General features: G+C 48.1%; 8 protein-coding genes. 3 read left to right on the forward strand and 5 right to left on the reverse strand.

Annotation, left to right across the window (positions count from 1 at the left end; genetic code table 11):
- Window positions 1–207 precede the first annotated feature (207 nt).
- Window positions 208–771 carry a DoxX family membrane protein gene (locus KQI79_RS17830; RefSeq protein ID WP_216539650.1) on the forward strand — a complete coding sequence of 188 codons (564 nt, stop codon included), beginning with the start codon at window positions 208–210 and terminating at the stop codon, window positions 769–771.
- A gap of 29 nt (window positions 772–800) precedes the next feature.
- Here KQI79_RS17830 and KQI79_RS17835 read toward each other — a convergent pair whose 3' ends face one another.
- Window positions 801–1,676, reverse strand: a complete 876-nt coding sequence (locus KQI79_RS17835) for an AraC family transcriptional regulator (RefSeq protein ID WP_216539651.1) — start codon at window positions 1,674–1,676, stop codon at window positions 801–803.
- Window positions 1,677–1,882: 206 nt separating this feature from the next.
- On the opposite strand from KQI79_RS17835, the gene melA reads away from it, so the two are divergent.
- Together melA and KQI79_RS28045 are read left to right on the forward strand one after the other, a co-directional pair.
- Window positions 1,883–3,181: an alpha-glucosidase/alpha-galactosidase gene (gene melA / locus KQI79_RS17840; protein ID WP_216539652.1), complete on the forward strand. Its 1,299-nt coding sequence runs from the start codon at window positions 1,883–1,885 to the stop codon at window positions 3,179–3,181.
- Between the two features lie 313 nt (window positions 3,182–3,494).
- Window positions 3,495–9,605, forward strand: a complete 6,111-nt coding sequence (locus tag KQI79_RS28045; protein WP_216539653.1) for a carbohydrate-binding protein — start codon at window positions 3,495–3,497, stop codon at window positions 9,603–9,605.
- 148 nt (window positions 9,606–9,753) lie between these two features.
- Here the strand turns inward: KQI79_RS28045 and KQI79_RS17850 are convergent, their stop codons facing one another.
- Genes KQI79_RS17850 through KQI79_RS17865 form a run of 4 tightly spaced genes read right to left on the reverse strand, consistent with a single transcriptional unit; the run spans window position 9,754 to window position 16,879 of the window.
- Window positions 9,754–11,508, reverse strand: coding sequence for a type I restriction-modification system subunit M (locus KQI79_RS17850; RefSeq protein WP_216539654.1), 1,755 nt, complete (start codon window positions 11,506–11,508; stop codon window positions 9,754–9,756).
- Entirely contained in the window at window positions 11,501–12,613 is a 1,113-nt protein-coding gene (locus tag KQI79_RS17855) for an AAA family ATPase (protein ID WP_216539655.1), read from the reverse strand. The genes KQI79_RS17850 and KQI79_RS17855 overlap by 8 nt, the downstream gene beginning before the upstream one ends.
- On the reverse strand, window positions 12,610–13,878 hold the full coding sequence (locus tag KQI79_RS17860; protein WP_216539656.1) for a restriction endonuclease subunit S: 1,269 nt from the start codon (window positions 13,876–13,878) through the stop codon (window positions 12,610–12,612). The genes KQI79_RS17855 and KQI79_RS17860 overlap by 4 nt, the downstream gene beginning before the upstream one ends.
- The gene (locus KQI79_RS17865; protein WP_216539657.1) at window positions 13,871–16,879 is read right to left on the reverse strand and encodes a type I restriction endonuclease subunit R; all 3,009 of its coding nucleotides are present in this window, start codon (window positions 16,877–16,879) and stop codon (window positions 13,871–13,873) included. The genes KQI79_RS17860 and KQI79_RS17865 overlap by 8 nt, the downstream gene beginning before the upstream one ends.
- Window positions 16,880–16,907 lie beyond the last annotated feature (28 nt).

The following is a 16,907-nucleotide window of genomic DNA, read 5'->3' on the forward strand; positions in this document are numbered from 1 at the left end:
TTCATGAAAATCACCCAATTCATTAGAGATAGGCAATAAAAAAAGCCTTCTCGGCGATTATTGGGGTGATTTTGAAAAGTCAAGAGGAATGTTTGTTCGCACCCCATGTTTGGGGGTGAAACAATAAAGACCCTAGCTAGGAGGCTAGAGCCTACAACGGAATGTGAATTCCGAGAAGCTTATTTTACAAAAAAGGAGGATGAAAACATGGCAAGGACGAAGGAAATCATTATTCCCGAAAATCCGGTATCCCGCTTTTTGTTCAGCAGCACGAGTTCGGCGTGGATTTGGCTCATTATCCGTTTATATGTCGGGTATGCCTGGATTACCGCGGGATACGGCAAGCTGACGTCGGAAGCCTGGACGGGAGCGAAAGCCGGGGCGGCCATCGAAGGCTTTGTCAAAGGCGCTTTGGCCAAAGCGGAGGAAGGAAAGGACGTGACGGGCTGGTACGCCTGGTTTCTGGAGAATGCGGTATTGCCGAACGCCAAAGTATTCGCGTATATGGTCGCGATCGGCGAAGTGTTGGTCGGGCTTGGCTTAATTCTCGGCTTGTTGACGGGGATCGCCGCGTTTTTCGGCGGAGTGATGAACGCCAGCTTTCTGTTCGCGGGAACGGTAAGCACGAATCCGCTGCTCTTTATTTTGGCCACTTGGCTTGTATTGGCATGGAAAGTCGCAGGCTGGTACGGCCTGGATCGTTGGGCGCTGCCATTTCTCGGCACGCCGTGGTCCAGAAACAAAAAAACGGATCCCAAGGTGGAAGTTTAAACTGGAGGTGGAAGCTTAAGCTTCCACCTTCATACTTTGCAATCGAATGGCGATTTGCCTTGCATCGATTTGCGATGCTCTGTCGGCGGCACGCCGAACCATTTCTTGTATTGCTTGGAGAAATAGAGCGCGTCCGCAAATCCGACGGAAGTGGCGATCTGATCGATCGTCAGGCGGCCGGCGAGCAACTGCTTCGCCCGTTCCATCCGGATTTTGAGCAAAAATTGCGTTGGCGCCATGCCGGTATATTCTTTGAACATTTTCGAGAAATAGATCCGGTGGTACCCCAGCGATTGCGACATATCCTCGATTGAAATCGGCTGCGAGTACTGCAGCGTCATCCAACGGATCGCCTGTTTGATCTGCCGGGTAATTTCCGGTTCGTTCTCGTGCGCGTCGTTTTCCCCCGCCGCCCGGTTGTGGCGGGCGAATTCCGCCAGCAACAGGTCTATATATCCTCTGGCCTGCAAATTGCTGAAAGCGCCGCCGTTACGGAACACTTGTTGGACCAGCCGGAACAGCGTCGGGATTCGTTTGCGGGGCTGCGTGCGAACGACCGGCCGATGCGCGGATATGTTAAGCGAGCTAAGCAACGTCTCCGCTCCCTGGCCTTTGCAGCCGATCCAGCAATAGCGCCACGGCTCCGCCTGATCCGCTTCATACATATATAACTCGCCGGGAAAAATGAAGAAGCTGTCTCCGGCCCCGAGCGCATACTCCTTGCCCATGATTTTGAAGATGCCGCTGCCGGAAATGACGTAATGCACCAGCAAGTAGTCCAGCACGGCCGGCCCTGCCCGATGGCCGGGCTCCGTCTGCGATTCGCCGCCGAACAAGACGATGAAATCGTCTTTGGACGGATAGGGATTAATGGCAACGCGATGAAATTTTAACGGTTCCTGCATGGCGACCCGCCTCCTTGTACGATATCGGCTGTTTTCTCTCAAGATTAGGGTATCATTGCCTACTGCCCGGTTCAAGCCGGTTCCCGGATTTATCTTGCATTTCTCCATATTCAAGTTGTTTCCCGCCATACGCTTTATTCCCGCCGCCATGTATATTGAACGTAAGCGAAACAATCATTTCATGGAAACGATGGAGGCGAATAACGATGTCCAAAATTACATTTCTAGGAGCGGGAAGCACCGTATTTGCGAGAAACGTGCTGGGCGACTGTATGCTGACGCCGGCGCTGCAAGGATTCGAATTGGCTTTGTACGATATCGACGCGGAACGTTTGCGGGATTCGGAAAATATGTTGAACAACTTGAAAAAGACAACGGGAAGCACTTGTACCGTCAAAGCGTATGCGGACCGCAAGGAGGCGCTGCGCGGAGCGAAATATGTCGTCAACGCCATTCAAGTGGGAGGATACGATCCTTGCACGATTACCGACTTTGAAATTCCGAAAAAATACGGCTTGCGGCAAACGATAGCCGACACGGTTGGAATCGGCGGCATTTTCCGCAATTTGCGCACGATCCCGGTCATGCTCGATTTTGCCAAAGATATGCGCGAAGTATGTCCCGATGCATGGTTTTTCAATTATACGAACCCGATGGCGGTGTTGACGAACGTAATGAATACGTACGGCGGCGTCAAAACGGTCGGCCTGTGCCATAGCGTGCAAGTGTGCGTGCCGCATCTATTTAAGGACCTCGGCATGGACGATGAGGGCGTGCAATGGAAAATCGCGGGCATCAACCATATGGCCTGGCTGCTCGAAGCAACCAAAGACGGCAAAGATCTGTATCCGGAAATTAAACGCCGCGCGGCGGAGAAGCAGAAGGAAATCCATCACGATATGGTACGCTATGAAATGATGTTGAAATTCGGCTATTACATTACGGAATCTTCCGAGCATAACGCCGAGTACCATCCGTATTTCATCAAGCGCAATTACCCCGAACTGATCGAACGGTTCAATATTCCGCTGGACGAGTATCCGCGCCGTTGCGTCGAGCAAATCGAAAACTGGAAGAAGATGCGTGACGAACTCGTGGGTAATCAAAACTTGACGCATGAACGGTCGCATGAGTATGCCAGCTATATTTTCGAAGCGATGGAAACGAACCGTCCGTACAAAATCGGAGGCAATGTGATGAACACCGGCCTCATTACGAACTTGCCGAAAGAGGCGTGCGTGGAAGTGCCGTGTCTGGTCGATCAGAGCGGCATTACTCCGACATTCGTCGGCGATTTGCCGCCGCAATGCGCCGCCTTGAACCGCACGAACATCAATACGCAGCTATTGACGATCGAAGCGGCCGTCACCGGCAAGAAGGAGCATATCTATCATGCGGCGATGCTCGACCCGCATACGTCGGCGGAGTTGTCGATGGATGACATTATATCCATGTGCGACGATTTGATCGCAGCGCATGGCGACTGGCTGCCGAAATTTCAATAAACGTGTGTTTGAAGCCGTCCCGAGAGGGGCGGCTTTCGTGTTGCGCGCCTTGTGCCTCCGCGATTCGCTAGCCCTGTCTTGAACGGGGTTTTTTGCTTTTTCCCAAATCTTGTTCATCGCATCGAAGAGGAAATTTGTCGTATTAGAGATTTATCCCCCCAAAATCGAGAAAATTCCCCCTTTTTCTTCCATATTTGCAAAAGGAAAAATGATACAATCTGTAGAATCTTGGGATATAAGGGTCGAAACGCCATTTATTCCACAGCTAGACTCGACTCTCTTATATCTATTTTTGGAGAGTGAGGGATTTTTTATGAAGCATTTCATTCGTTGGAGGCGCTTGTGCGCGATGGTGCTCACGCTGTTGCTCGTCGTGCAGGCGTTGCCGTTGCAGGGGCAGGCGCTTGCGGCGGAGACAGTCGACCAGAAGCGGTATATCCGCGTGGAGCCGACCGTGTTCCAACCGAGTCGCGGCGAGACGACGACCATCCGCTGGAACTGGGAGATCGACCATCTCACCGTCATCAAATTGATCAGCGGCGAGCGGACCGTCGCGATTATCCAGGGGGAGACGGAATATGCCGGCGGTTACGTGCCGCATGAGTTCGTGTGGAACGGCCAAGACGAGCACGGGAACCTGGTCCCCGAAGGGACGTACGACATCCTCGTCGAACCGCAGGACCGGTTTAAGCCGTATGCTTCCGTCCATCCGGTCACGATTCTCGGTGAGGAAGCCAAAGATATCGCCATTATTCCGAACCCTAGCGGCGACCGCTTTGTCGTCTACGGGCAGCCTGGCGGAGCGCAGGGCGTAACCGGCGTTACCTTGACCGTCGCCGGCGACGGGTCTTCGCGGCAAGTGGAAGCGACCGTCGAAGACGGACGCTGGCTCGCTAACGTCGCGCTGACGCCGTACACGCAAACGTCGATCCAGGCGGACATCCGCGGCGCGCGGCCCGGTCAGGCCAGCCTGAACGTGACGAATCATCCGTTCCGCTTCTTCGACGAATTATCGCATTTGGCGCTGCAATATTACGGCGATGCGCGTTTTCAGGACGCGATTGCGCTGGACAACCAGCTATCCGCGTCCACGGAAGCCTCCCGCCTCGTCGGTCAAAATATACTGATGATCAACCAAGCCTATCCGGTGCGCATCGATTCGCAAGATCCGGTGCTGGGCGGCAATATGGGCATCATCGACCTGTTTTCCGGCATGAACACGAACACGCCGGCCCATATGGGCATGGGCAATAATGTCGGCATCGCTAGCGATTTATACATCGGCGGCAGCTTTCCGCTGTTCTTCACCCGGACGTACAACTCGCGCGACGAGTATTTCTCCGAACTTGGCAGCCGCTGGAGCCATACGTTCGGCGAACGGCTGCGGGATCTGGACAAGGCGGTGCTCGTTCGCTTTGAGGACGGCCATATCGAGCGGTACGACAAACAAAGCGACGGCTCATACCGCGCCGGGGACGGCATTTACAACCGCTTGACGCGGCTGGATGGCGGCGGCTTCGAATTGACTACCCCGGAACAAGCGAAATTGTTGTTTAGCCAGGAAGGGTTGCCGGTACGGCATGTGACGGCCGGCGGCGTCGAGCTGCGGCTTACCTATGACGGTACCCGGCTGGAGAGCGTCGAGCGGGAAGGCAACAAACTGCAGTTCCATTATAACGACGAAGGCTGGCTCGTACGGATCGGCGATCAGACGGGGCGCAGCGTCGCTTACGTGAACGAAGGCCGGGAGACCGCAAGCTTTACCGACGTGGACGGCACCCGTTACGATTACCGTTATGACGATGCAAGGCGGCTGACGGACGTGATCCGTTCCGACGGGACGGTCATGCGGCATATGGAGTATGACGGCCAAGGGCGGCTGACGCAGATCCGGTTTGCCGACGGCAGCAGCCGTGCGTATGCGTACGACGAAGCGGCGCGAATCGTGACGATGAAGGAAGGTGCGGGCCTTGAAACGCGCTATTTCTACGATGCCGACTTGCGCTTGACGAAAATCGTCGATGCGGCCGGCGAGCGGACGTTCCGTTACGATGACGTGCGCACCCGCGCCAATGAATTTACCGTGTCGTCTGACGAAGAGTGGACGAACGAGTCTGCTACCGATGCGGTCTACGCTTCGGGCCAAGTCCGGGCATTAAGCGCCGCGGCGGCGTCCGCATGCGCTGCTGCGGCTTGGGACAAGGAGAAAGCCTATGTGAGCGGCGACCTTGTTAGCCATAACGGCCGCATGTGGCAGGCGAAATGGTGGACGCAAGGCGAAGAACCCGGTACCGCCGGCGAGTGGGGGCCTTGGGAAGACCGAGGTGCGTGCGGGATCGGCAGCGAAGACGATGGCAGCGGCGAGAGCGGAAACAATCAGGACGACAGCAATAAGGACGATAAGAGCAACGAAGGCAGCAACAACGAGGGATCCGCTCCTGAAACGCAGCCCAATCCGTGCGGCGCCGCCGCTTGGGACAAGCAGAAAGTGTATGTGAGCGGCGACCTTGTGACTCATAACGGTCGCACATGGCAGGCGCAATGGTGGACGCAGGGCGAAGAGCCCGGCATCATCGGCGCTTGGAAAGACGGCGGCGCTTGCGGCGGAGAAGCGCCCGAACCGACGCCCGGACCGTGCGGCGCCCCGGCTTGGGATGCGCAGAAAGTCTATAATAACGGCGATCTGGTTACCTATCGCGGCCGCTTATGGCAAGCGAAGTGGTGGACGCTCGGCGAAGAACCCGGACGCGATAGCGAATGGGGCGTCTGGCAGGAGCGGAGCGATTGCGGCGGCGAACCTGGGGGACCTGGCGAACCCGGCAACGGAGGCGAGCCCGGCGAACCCGCTGAGCCCGATCCGCAACTGGACGAAGCCATTTGGGCCCCGGATAACGGCATCCCGATCCTGCGCGCCGAAATGTTCAACTTCGACCGCAGCGATCCGTACAACACGCTGTATCCATGGTACCGGCTCCATAACGTGTCCGACCGGCCGATCGCTTTGTCCGACATTCGCATTCGTTACTTCTTTACCGCCGACAGCAAGGACAAACTGCTCTTCTGGGGCGATTGGGCCAGCATCGGCAGCATTCATATCGACGGCAAGCAGCGTTTTCGCGGGCGGTTCATTCCGCTGCAAGCGCCGGGCGTCAGCGTCGACACTGTGCTGGAAATGAGCTTCGAACCCGGTTCCGGCGTATTGCAGCCGGGACAATACGTCGAAATGCATACCCGAATTTCCAAAGAGCGTTGGGCCGACTTTGCCCAATCCAACGATTATTCGTTCAACCCGGACGATACCGACTTTGACGATTGGAACCGGATCGCTGTCTTTGTACGCGGCGAGTGGGTATGGGGCAGCATGCCGATCGCGGCAGCCCTCGAAGTGGAGCCGCCGGCTGCCGAGCCCGAATTGACGATTCCGGATTACCATTCCAAGAAGACATTTGTGGAGAGCGGCGATGCGCGCGGCGGCAAGACGCACTATGTGTATGACGACCGCGGCAACCTGCTGCAGTTAACCGATGCGCTCGGCAACACGACCGCTTATACGTATAACGAACAAAACCGGCTCACTTCGCTGACGGATGCGCTCGGGCGGACGTCGACCTATGTGTACGACGACCGCGGCAACCTGCTGGCGGCGACTGACGGCGCAGGCCGGACGACGCGCTACGCCTATAACGACAAAGGACTGCGGACGGAGATTGCTTTGGCCGACGGCACGCAAGTGAAGGCGGAGTACGACGACCGCGGCAACGCGGTCCGCATCATAGACGGCAAGGGCAACATCTACGAACAGCGTTATGACGACTTGAACCGTTTGGTGGAACAGATCGATCCGCAAGGGTCGGCGTATCGTTTCGCGTACGACGCCGGCGGCCGCATCGAGCAAACCATCGACCCCTTGGGCCAAACGCGGCAGCTTCGCTATAACGGGTTCGGGCAACTGACCGATCTCATCGACGAAGCCGGCGGCATAACCGTGTACCGCTATAACGAACAGGGATTGGTCAGCGAACTTGTCGATCCGCTCGGTCATGTCACAAGTTACAGCTACGATGACCAAGGGCGACTGCAGCATATGATCGCGGCGGACGGCGGCCAAACGAGCTATGAATACGATCTGTGGAATCGCGTTGCCGCCGTCACCGATGCCGAGGGGCAGACGATCCGCTACCAATATGACGCAAACGGCAACCGGATTCGCGAAACGGACGCCCGCGGCGGCGTGACGGAATATCGCTACGATCTGTTAAACCAATTGGTCGAAACGATCCAACCGGACGGCGCGGTTCGCATCCTGCGTTACGATGCCGCAGGCCAGTTGATCGAGAGCGTGGACTCCGAAGGCGGAATGACCCGTTACGCCTATGACGGCGCGGGGCAACTGATCGGCGAAACCGATGCGCTCGGTCATACCATCAAGTACAGCTATACGCCGACCGGTCTGTTAGCCGGCCTGACCGACCCGAACGGCAACACGACTCAATATGAGTACGACGCAACCGGCAACCTGACTGCGATCCGCGACGCGCTCGGCCAGCAGACGGTCTATACGTACGATGCCAGCGGCCGCTTGACCGCAGAGACCAACGCGCTTGGCCAAACGACGGCCTATACGTACGATGCGCTCGGGCAACGGCTGAGCGTGACCGACCCGGGCGGCAATACGACCCGCTATTCGTATACGCCACACGGCCAAATCGCCGGCATCACCGATCCGTTGGGCCGCACGACAGCCTATGCTTACGATGCGCTCGGCCAACTGACGGAAGTGCAAGATGCGCTCGGCTATCGGACGCTTTACCAATACGATGCGGTCGGCAATCTGATCAAGCAAATCCGGATGGGCCAGGGCGGCGAAGAACAAGTCACCCAATACGCCTATGATCAATTAGGGCGCCGTATCGCAGAAACGAATCCGTTGGGCCTGCAAACGCATTATCGCTATGATGCCAACAGCAACCTGACGGAAACGGTCGATCCCGCGGGCGTCACGACGCGGCAAACCTATGACGCTAACGATCGTGTCACGCAGATCGCCTATAGCGATCGGAAGCAAGCGAGCTTCGCTTACAATAAGCGCGGCGAACTGATCCGCATGGAAGATTGGAACGGGGTCACGCAGATCGAACGCGACACGCTGGGGCAAATCTCCGGCGTCACCGACCCGAAAGGCCGCAGCGTACACTATACTTGGACGCCAACCGGCCAGAAAGCGAGCCTAACGACGCCGGACGGTCGGGAAACGACGTATCAATACGACGCTTTAAACCGGTTAATCGCCGTCAAGGATCAAGCGGGCACCACGACTTATGCGTACAACGCGATCGGACAAGTAACGGAGAAAACCGCGGCGGGCGGCAGCATCACCCGTTATGCCTACACTCCGCGCGGCCAACTGCAGCAACTGAGCGAACAAAACCAGGCGGGCGAAGCGATCAACCGGCATGAATACCGCTATGACGCCGCAGGCAACATCTTGAACTGGATCGAAACGATCGGCGGCGAGCGGCGCGAGAAATCGTACACCTACGACGAATTGAACCAATTGATTCAAGCGATCGATAACGGACAAGCCCGCACATACCGGTACGACGCCTTCGGCAACCGGATCGAGAAAACGGACGGTAACGGCTCAACCGCGTACACTTACAACGGTGCAAACCAACTGCTAGAGGAAAAAGCGGCCGGCGTGCAGAAGAAATATGAGTACGACTTGCGCGGCAACCTAACCGGCGTGAAGGATAGCACGGGCCAACTGCTGGAGCGTTATTCCTTCGACGAAACGAACCGGCTCGTGCAAGCGGTAAAGGACGGAAAAACGTACGACTACCGCTACAACGCCCAAGGCGTACGCATCCAAAGCAAAACGGCCGATAAGACCCAGGACTTTGTCACCGACCTGACCTCGGCCTATAACGACCTGCTGGCGGTGTACGAAGGGGAATCGCTGCAAGCCAGCTACAGCTACGGGATCAATCGGCTGCATGCCCTGCTCCCGGACGGCGAAAGCGAGACGTATTCCTACGACCATCTGGGCAGCATCGTCGGCTTGCAGGACAGCCAAGGCAACCTGACCGAGACCTACCGCTATGACGAGTTCGGCGTTCTGCAAAACCCGCCCCAGCGCGACCGCGCCGTGAACTTTGCCTATACGGGGTATCCGTACGAGGGCAATGGTCTCTATTTTGCGCAAGCGCGGTATTATAAGGCGGAGATCGGGCGGTTTGTGAGCGAGGATGCGTATGAGGGAAGCATATGGGTTCCGCAGAGTCATAACCTTTATGGGTATGTTTGGAACAATCCGGTATTCTGTTTTTTACGAGGTGGATTAAAAAACAGGGAGTCAGCAATAAATTGGCATGAGAAGCCACCTTCGCATTCGTTGAAGGTGGTCTTTCGCATTCAGCCAATATAGTTAGAAGAATTAATAAATTTCTTGAAAAGTATTAAGACGCAGAAATGAAAGTGTTTCTTCAAAGTGAAGGTGGCATCTCTAAATTATTATTGTAGATCACCTTTGGATGATTTATTGGACCGACAAACACCTAATAGCGAAATCTAGCTTACTTCAACTCCGGCAACCCAAGCTCTCTTAAAAACCGATTGTGTTTTTCCTTGGCTTCATTTATATCTTTTTCAATGCAGTCTAAGTCCTCTTTTACTTTCGCAAGATTAATAATTTCTTCTTCCGGAGCTGTGCTTACATACCTTGATATATTCAGGTTGTAGCCGTTCTTTTCAATTTCTTCCATGGAGACACGGCGAGAATATTTTTTGTCATCTTCTTTTCGATATTGATATGTGTCAACTATTCTGTCAATATGCTCTGGCAATAAGATATTTTGACGTTTCCCCTTTTCGTAGTACTCACTTGCGTTAATAAACAGCACATCATCAAATTTCTTGCACTTTTTTAGCACAAGAATACAGACCGGAATACCAGTAGAGAAAAAGAGGTTTGCGGGTAATCCTATTATCGTGTCGATATTATTGTCCTTAAGCAATTTAGTCCTTATTTTTTCTTCTGCACCACCACGGAATAAAACACCATGTGGCAGAATGATTGCCATTGTGCCACTATCGCTTAAAAAGTGGAAACCATGAAGTAGAAAAGCAAAATCTGCTGCTGATTTCGGTGCCAATCCATAGTTTTTAAAACGAAAATCTTCAGCAAGTGTATCGTTCGGCTCCCAACGGTAACTGAAAGGTGGATTTGCTACAACTGCGTCACACTCCAATTTCTTGGCTGGGTTCATTTCATTGAAAATGTCCCAATCATTCAATAATGAATCTCCGTGAAATATTTGAAATTCAGAGTCTTTGAATCCATGAAGGAGCATGTTCATACGCGCAAGATTGTAAGTCGTGATATTCTTTTCTTGTCCATATATCTGCCCAATGCTGTTTGGCTCAAGTTGCTTTTTAACGTTAATTAGAAGAGAACCAGAGCCGCAAGCAAAGTCCAGCAGGTTATTAATATACTTTTTTTTCCCTTCACTTGGTTTTTGGCTATCAAGTATAACGATTCGAGAAAGGATGGTCGAAATCTGCTGGGGGGTATAAAACTCTCCAGCTTTTTTACCTGATCCTGCAGCAAATTGACTTATTAAGTATTCGTAGGCATTGCCCAGTAGATCACTTTCGTTAGAAAATTCATCTAGCCCCTCAGAAATTTCGGTTATAATCGAACACAGCATTGCATTGCGAGAGTTGTAATTTCTTCCAAGCTTATCAGAGTCAAGATTCACCTCTGAGAACAACCCACGAAACGTACTGTCGAAAGACTCATTTTCTATAAATTTAAAACCAGCTTGTAATGTCTTCAAGAGGTATTTGTTTTGCGTGCGAGCTAATTCGTATATATTACTCCAGAGATACTGCGGCTTGATTACGTAATGAAGCTTACGTCGCATTTGCTTTTCAAACATGGCTACTTGATCCAAGTTGTTATTATACCACATAATAAGCGGGGTCAACTTTTTACTTTCAAACAATGTGAAATGATCATCGAGCACCATCTTTTTTTCATTTTCTTCTAATTTTTGTTTGCTAAAATAATCTGCTGCCTGCTCTTTCATCACACTAATAGTCTCATCCTGCTTACTCGCAGCATAGATATTTTTAATTTCATTCTCACAATAAAGATAATCGCTACCAAGTTCTTTTTTTGCTGCCTGTTCATAGTTATCTGAAAGATAGCGCAAGAAGAGAAAAGACAACATGTAATCACGAAAGTCGTCGGCATTCATCGCTCCGCGAAGTTTATCTGCTATGGCCCACAGGGTTGCACCTAATTGTTTTTGTTGTAAATCATGCATCGTTACCACCACCTATGTGTAATACAAAATTATATTTATTTTGAAGCTTGTTAAATACATTTGATAAAAGTTCTGCGTTATCAGGAACTAATTCTTTTGCCTCGTACCGGAAAACAGTTTTATGCGACAATGTATTTACTATTCGAGCTACATCATCAGTGTCATCCACTCCGATTTGTTCAAGCACATACGATATTCGTCCAACGCCGAGAAAGGAGGAAACGTTTTCTAATACTTGTCTTAGTATTGCGAAATGATAAGCATATAACAGATTGTCGTTTATCGCATGCTGTAACATTTGCAGTAACTCAAGATGATAAAGAAAAACATCTTTTTTACAATCCAACAAAAATAATTCATTGGACGAGTTTTTTAAGGTATGCATTTGGGTAAATCTCTTATACGAAGATGCTTTTTCGCCTTTTGTCAGCCAGTCTGAAAGAATAGAAAAAAGTCCAACGTGGTGAGTTGTAATAATGATCTTCCTATTCTCATAATGATCATCAATCAAATCCATTATTGTTGATGCAGTAATAAAGATGTTATGGTCATCTAAGCTTGAAACAGGATCATCAATAAAGAAATGACTATTTTGTTCACCTGTCCAGCCTTGAACATCAAACATTGTGAGAAACAGGCACCAAATAAAAATTTGTTGCTCACCACGAGAAATTTTTATAGCTTCAGGTTGTTCTTCGCTTTCTGATTGCGGATAAAAACTAATGGAGCTAATTCCAAGCGATGTATCAGTATGATAATTAAACTTAAAATCAAACTTTGGCTTGTATGCAGTTAGCTTTTCACGAAGCTTTTCTTCATCCATTGACGAATGATATTGATTCAGGCTGGAATGCATGACATTCAGCTTTATTGGAGAACCAGTGTTTTCCGTATCATTATCCCAAACAAACAAATCTTCACTATAAGCATTATAATAAACACCGGAATGATTACCGCCGTTCAATTCTTTGGTAATATTTTTGTATTCAACAGAAAGTCGTGTTTTGCCGGTTCCATTAAAGGCAAACACTAAAATAATGTTTTTTCTCGATTCAACAAGTTGCTTTGCCAAAGTCTGTACATTTTCATCTGAGATAATACTCATTCTCCCACCTCCTTAATGGAAGGGAACAGTCCTTGCATTAATCCTTTTTTATGAGTGTTCAAAGCTTCAATTTTCTTTGCCTGTGCGGTAATAAGTTCATCTAAGGTAGAGAGGCAGTCAGCAATTTTTTGTTGTTCTTTTTGTTCTTTCGGAATAAAAAAAACATATTTTTCCAATTGGGTTCCATTAATTGAATTTATAGTCGCACCCAAATCAGCCTTTACTTGCCTTTCATAGGCTGTTGTTTGAAGAAGTTGAAAGACAAATTGTGGGTTTTGTGCTCTTAAGACTGTCATAAACGCACCATGTGTACACAAAGGCATATCCTTTGGTATAATCGCATTTTTTCCTATCAAAGTTTTTGAACCATTACGTACGCAAATTAATATATCGCCTTCTAAAGACAGATTTGCACCACTAATATCTGTCCTTACATAAACATTGTCATCCAATATAATTACACTATTTTTAATATTCGAAGATCTCAATACTAGCAACCCTGTTTCTCTTACATCATCTGGACTATAAGTTAACCCTGAGACAAGTTTACCCAATTGACCAAGAGTCTTCTTAGTCCATTCTCCACTATCTTTAAACTCTGGGAATCTCCACTCGGGTAGAGTTTTTCCCTCAGAAGGGAACAGCTTCTGCATTAACCCCTTTTTGTGTGCCCTAAGAGCTGACAGCTTTTTATCCTCGGCGGTGATGAGGTCGTCAAGGGAAGATAGGCAGTCGGCAATTTTTTGTTGTTCTTCGTCAGAAGGATAAGGAAGCGGCATCTTCATAAAGTTTTCTGTTGATATACTGATTCTATCGTGCCTCGCTCCAGTATTTGAAACGGTTTTTAAATAACTATTCCAAAGATTGGTTTTAAAATATTGCTCGTAAAATTCATTTCGAGGGTTATTGAATCGAAATACTGTATACAACGGAGACATTATACCTTTTCCTAATTTATTTTTGGAAATAGGGCCTACCGGTGCAGAAGTTGAAATGCGAGGGTTATAAACATAATCCCCCTCATCAACTATAAAATAGTTGTCGATATTGCTTTGTGTTACAATTTCTCTTTCAAAATACTCACTTTGATCTACAACGCCATCAGTGGCGGAATTTGTTAGAATTCGAGTTAAAGAACGATCTTTATTTTTATTTGTTATTTTGATAGCAAGTGAATTGAGAGTAGATACTTTCCATTCCCCACTTGAGTTAAACTCCGGAAACCTCAATTTTGGCACTAAAACCGTCTTTTCTTTCTTACTCATATGCCTTTAACCCCACAATCTCACGTCCATCTGCCAACTTTTTCAGTAGCGGAATTAAATCTTCCATCAGTTCCAATTCTTTCTTTGTTCTGTCTCTCCAGCCAAGGCCAAGAGGCTCTAAAAGGTCGCTTAACTTCTCACCATCAAAAATCATACGCTCCATAATTTTATCAACAAATTCTTGCAATGAGGCTGACTCTATGTCATGTTTATTTGCAACTGCATCCAATTCTTTAGCCGATTTTTCTGCCTTGAATTTTTGATAGCCTGCCCTTATGGATTTTTCATCCAATCCCTTTCCAGCTTCCAAAGTGTTGATATATTCTCCTATATCTTCTCGTTCATCCATCAAATTGGAGGTTGATGATATAAGGTCAATCAACTCTTTCTTGGTCATTTTTTCTTTTTTGGGAACATCAGGCTGTGTGAATTTTGAAATCAGCGACATGATATAATCATAGTCAATAATGGCAGAGGAGAACAAAACAAACTCAAAGTCGACTTGTTCGATTTCCGGCGCTTTATTCGCAATATCCTTGCCCTGCTGCGCCTTTAACCTTTGAGCCGTTTCAATATATGCTCCACGGAATGCACGCAAGGTGTCCTCAGGCAGCAACTTCTCAATAATTGCTGTCTGATCTTCTTTTATATCTGTATATTGGTCTAGCTGCGTTTTAAGGCGCTGTATCTCTTTGAATTTATCAATAAACTCCGCGCGTGCTATATCACCCTTCAGGTTGCTTACTTCTTCCGGTTTACACTCCAACCCATGTGATATCATGAATTTTTCCAGCTCGGCAACAGCATTATCCAACTTTTTAACCACGGCAGGAGCCGGATCAACAAGCCAAATTTCTTTTACCTTCTCGCTGCTTTCCGTGCCGGAAAAGAGTTTGATCGCATCATCGACCTCATTTTCGAGCCCTCTAAAGTCAATAATGTTACCATATGGCTTTGTGGGATTTAGAACACGATTTGTTCTTGAGAAAGCCTGAATTAAGCCGTGCTGCTTCAAGTTTTTATCAACATACAGAGTATTTAAATACTTAGAATCAAAGCCAGTTAACAGCATGTCCACAACAATAGTGATATCAATTTTGTTTTTGTGCGGATAATCTGCATTCGGATATTGTTGGTCTTTAATACGTTTTTGCACGTCCTGATAATACAAATCAAATTCGCTTATGCTGTGGTTCGTGCCAAATTGGGCGTTGTAATCATCAATAATAGCTTTAAGAGCTGCTTTTTTCTTATCGGGCTCCTGCTCATTGTCGGCTTTTTCTTGTACAAGGTCTTCTTGAAGCTGTTTCACATCTTTATTGCCCTCAGCTGGTGGAGAAAAGACGCAAGCAATATTTAGTGGATAAAATTTCTCATCTCCACTATTTTTTAGTTCCTCTTGCAGTGTTTTAAACAGTTCAAAGTACTCGATTGCGTCATTAATCGAAGATGTTGCAAAGAGTGCATTATACCGTCTGTTATATGTTGCTGCATCATGCTTTGATAAGATTGCTTCGACAACTGCTTGCTTATATTCCTTAGAGGAAACTTTTGCAGCCTTCTTATCATCTTCTGGTTTGAAATAATCGATATGAAAACGCAATACATTACCATCGTCAATTGCATTTGTTATGGTGTAGGCATGAAGTTCCTGCTGAAAAACATCTTTTGTTGTTCTGTAAGAGCCCACGGTGCCATCAATTTTCTTATATGTGGAGTTTTCTTCAAAAATTGGTGTTCCGGTAAAGCCGAAAAGCTGTGCTTTTGGAAAAAAAGTCTTTATTGCATCGTGATTTTCTCCAAACTGGGAACGGTGGCATTCATCAAAAATAATCGCCATTCGCTTATCCCTGAGTTTCTCTAATCTTTCTTTAAAGGTGAGTTCACCTTTTTTCTTTTTCTCTTGGTTACGTCTGCTGTCCTCATCAAGGGCTAATCCAAGCTTTTGGATGGTGGTAACAATCACCTTGTCTTTATAGTCGTCAGAAGTAAGGCGCCTAACCAAACTTTCGGTATTTGTGTTTTCCTCAACGCAGCCCTCTTGAAACTTATTAAATTCTAAGCGCGTTTGTCTATCAAGATCTTTTCTGTCCACAACAAATAAACATTTTTCAATTTCAGGATTGTCTTTCAAAAGTGTAGATGCTTTAAAAGAAGTGAGCGTTTTTCCACTCCCAGTAGTATGCCAAATGTAGCCGTTGCCACGATTTTGTTCAATGCAATCCATAATCGCCTTAACAGCATAAATCTGATAAGGACGCATAATCATCAGTTTTTGTTCACTTACAACAAGAACCATATATCGGTTAATTAATTGCCCAAGGGTGCATTTGGGTAAAAATCTATCCGCAAAGTCATATAGGTTCGTTATCTTTTTATTTTTCTCATCTGCAAACTCATAAATTGGCAAAAATCTTTCATCTGCATCAAAGCAAAAGTGTTCATTATGGTTATTGGCAAAATAGTATGTTTTGGTTTCATTGCTTACGATAAATAACTGCATAAAACAAAGAAGCGAATTGGTGTACCCATTGCCTTGATCATTTTTATAATCTACAATCTGCTCCATTGCTTTTTTGGGTGTAATTTGTAGAGACTTTAATTCAATTTGAACAACAGGAATACCGTTAATGAGAATAATAACATCATAACGGTGGTTACTGTTGTCTGTATTGATACGCAACTGATTTATCACTTCAAATTCATTTTTGCACCAATCTTTGATGTTTACTAGAGTGTATTGTAGAGGTATGCCATCATCGCGTTTGAAAGTATTAATTTCTCGTAACGTTTTAGCGGCCACAAATACATCTGCAGTGATAATGCTGTCCTTGAGACGTGCAAATTCAGAATCGCTTAACTTAACACGATTCAATCTCTCAAAATGTTCTCTGAAATTAGCCTCAAGAGACACTTTATCTCGAATGTCTTCTCGATATGTGTACTTTAAATCTTGTAGTTTTTGAATGAAGTCTACTTCAATTTGCTTTTCAGATTTCATATTTAATCTCCTCATATTTCTCAAGGAC

The sequence above is a fragment of the Paenibacillus sp. MSJ-34 genome (assembly GCF_018918005.1).
GTDB lineage: Bacteria > Bacillota > Bacilli > Paenibacillales > Paenibacillaceae > MSJ-34.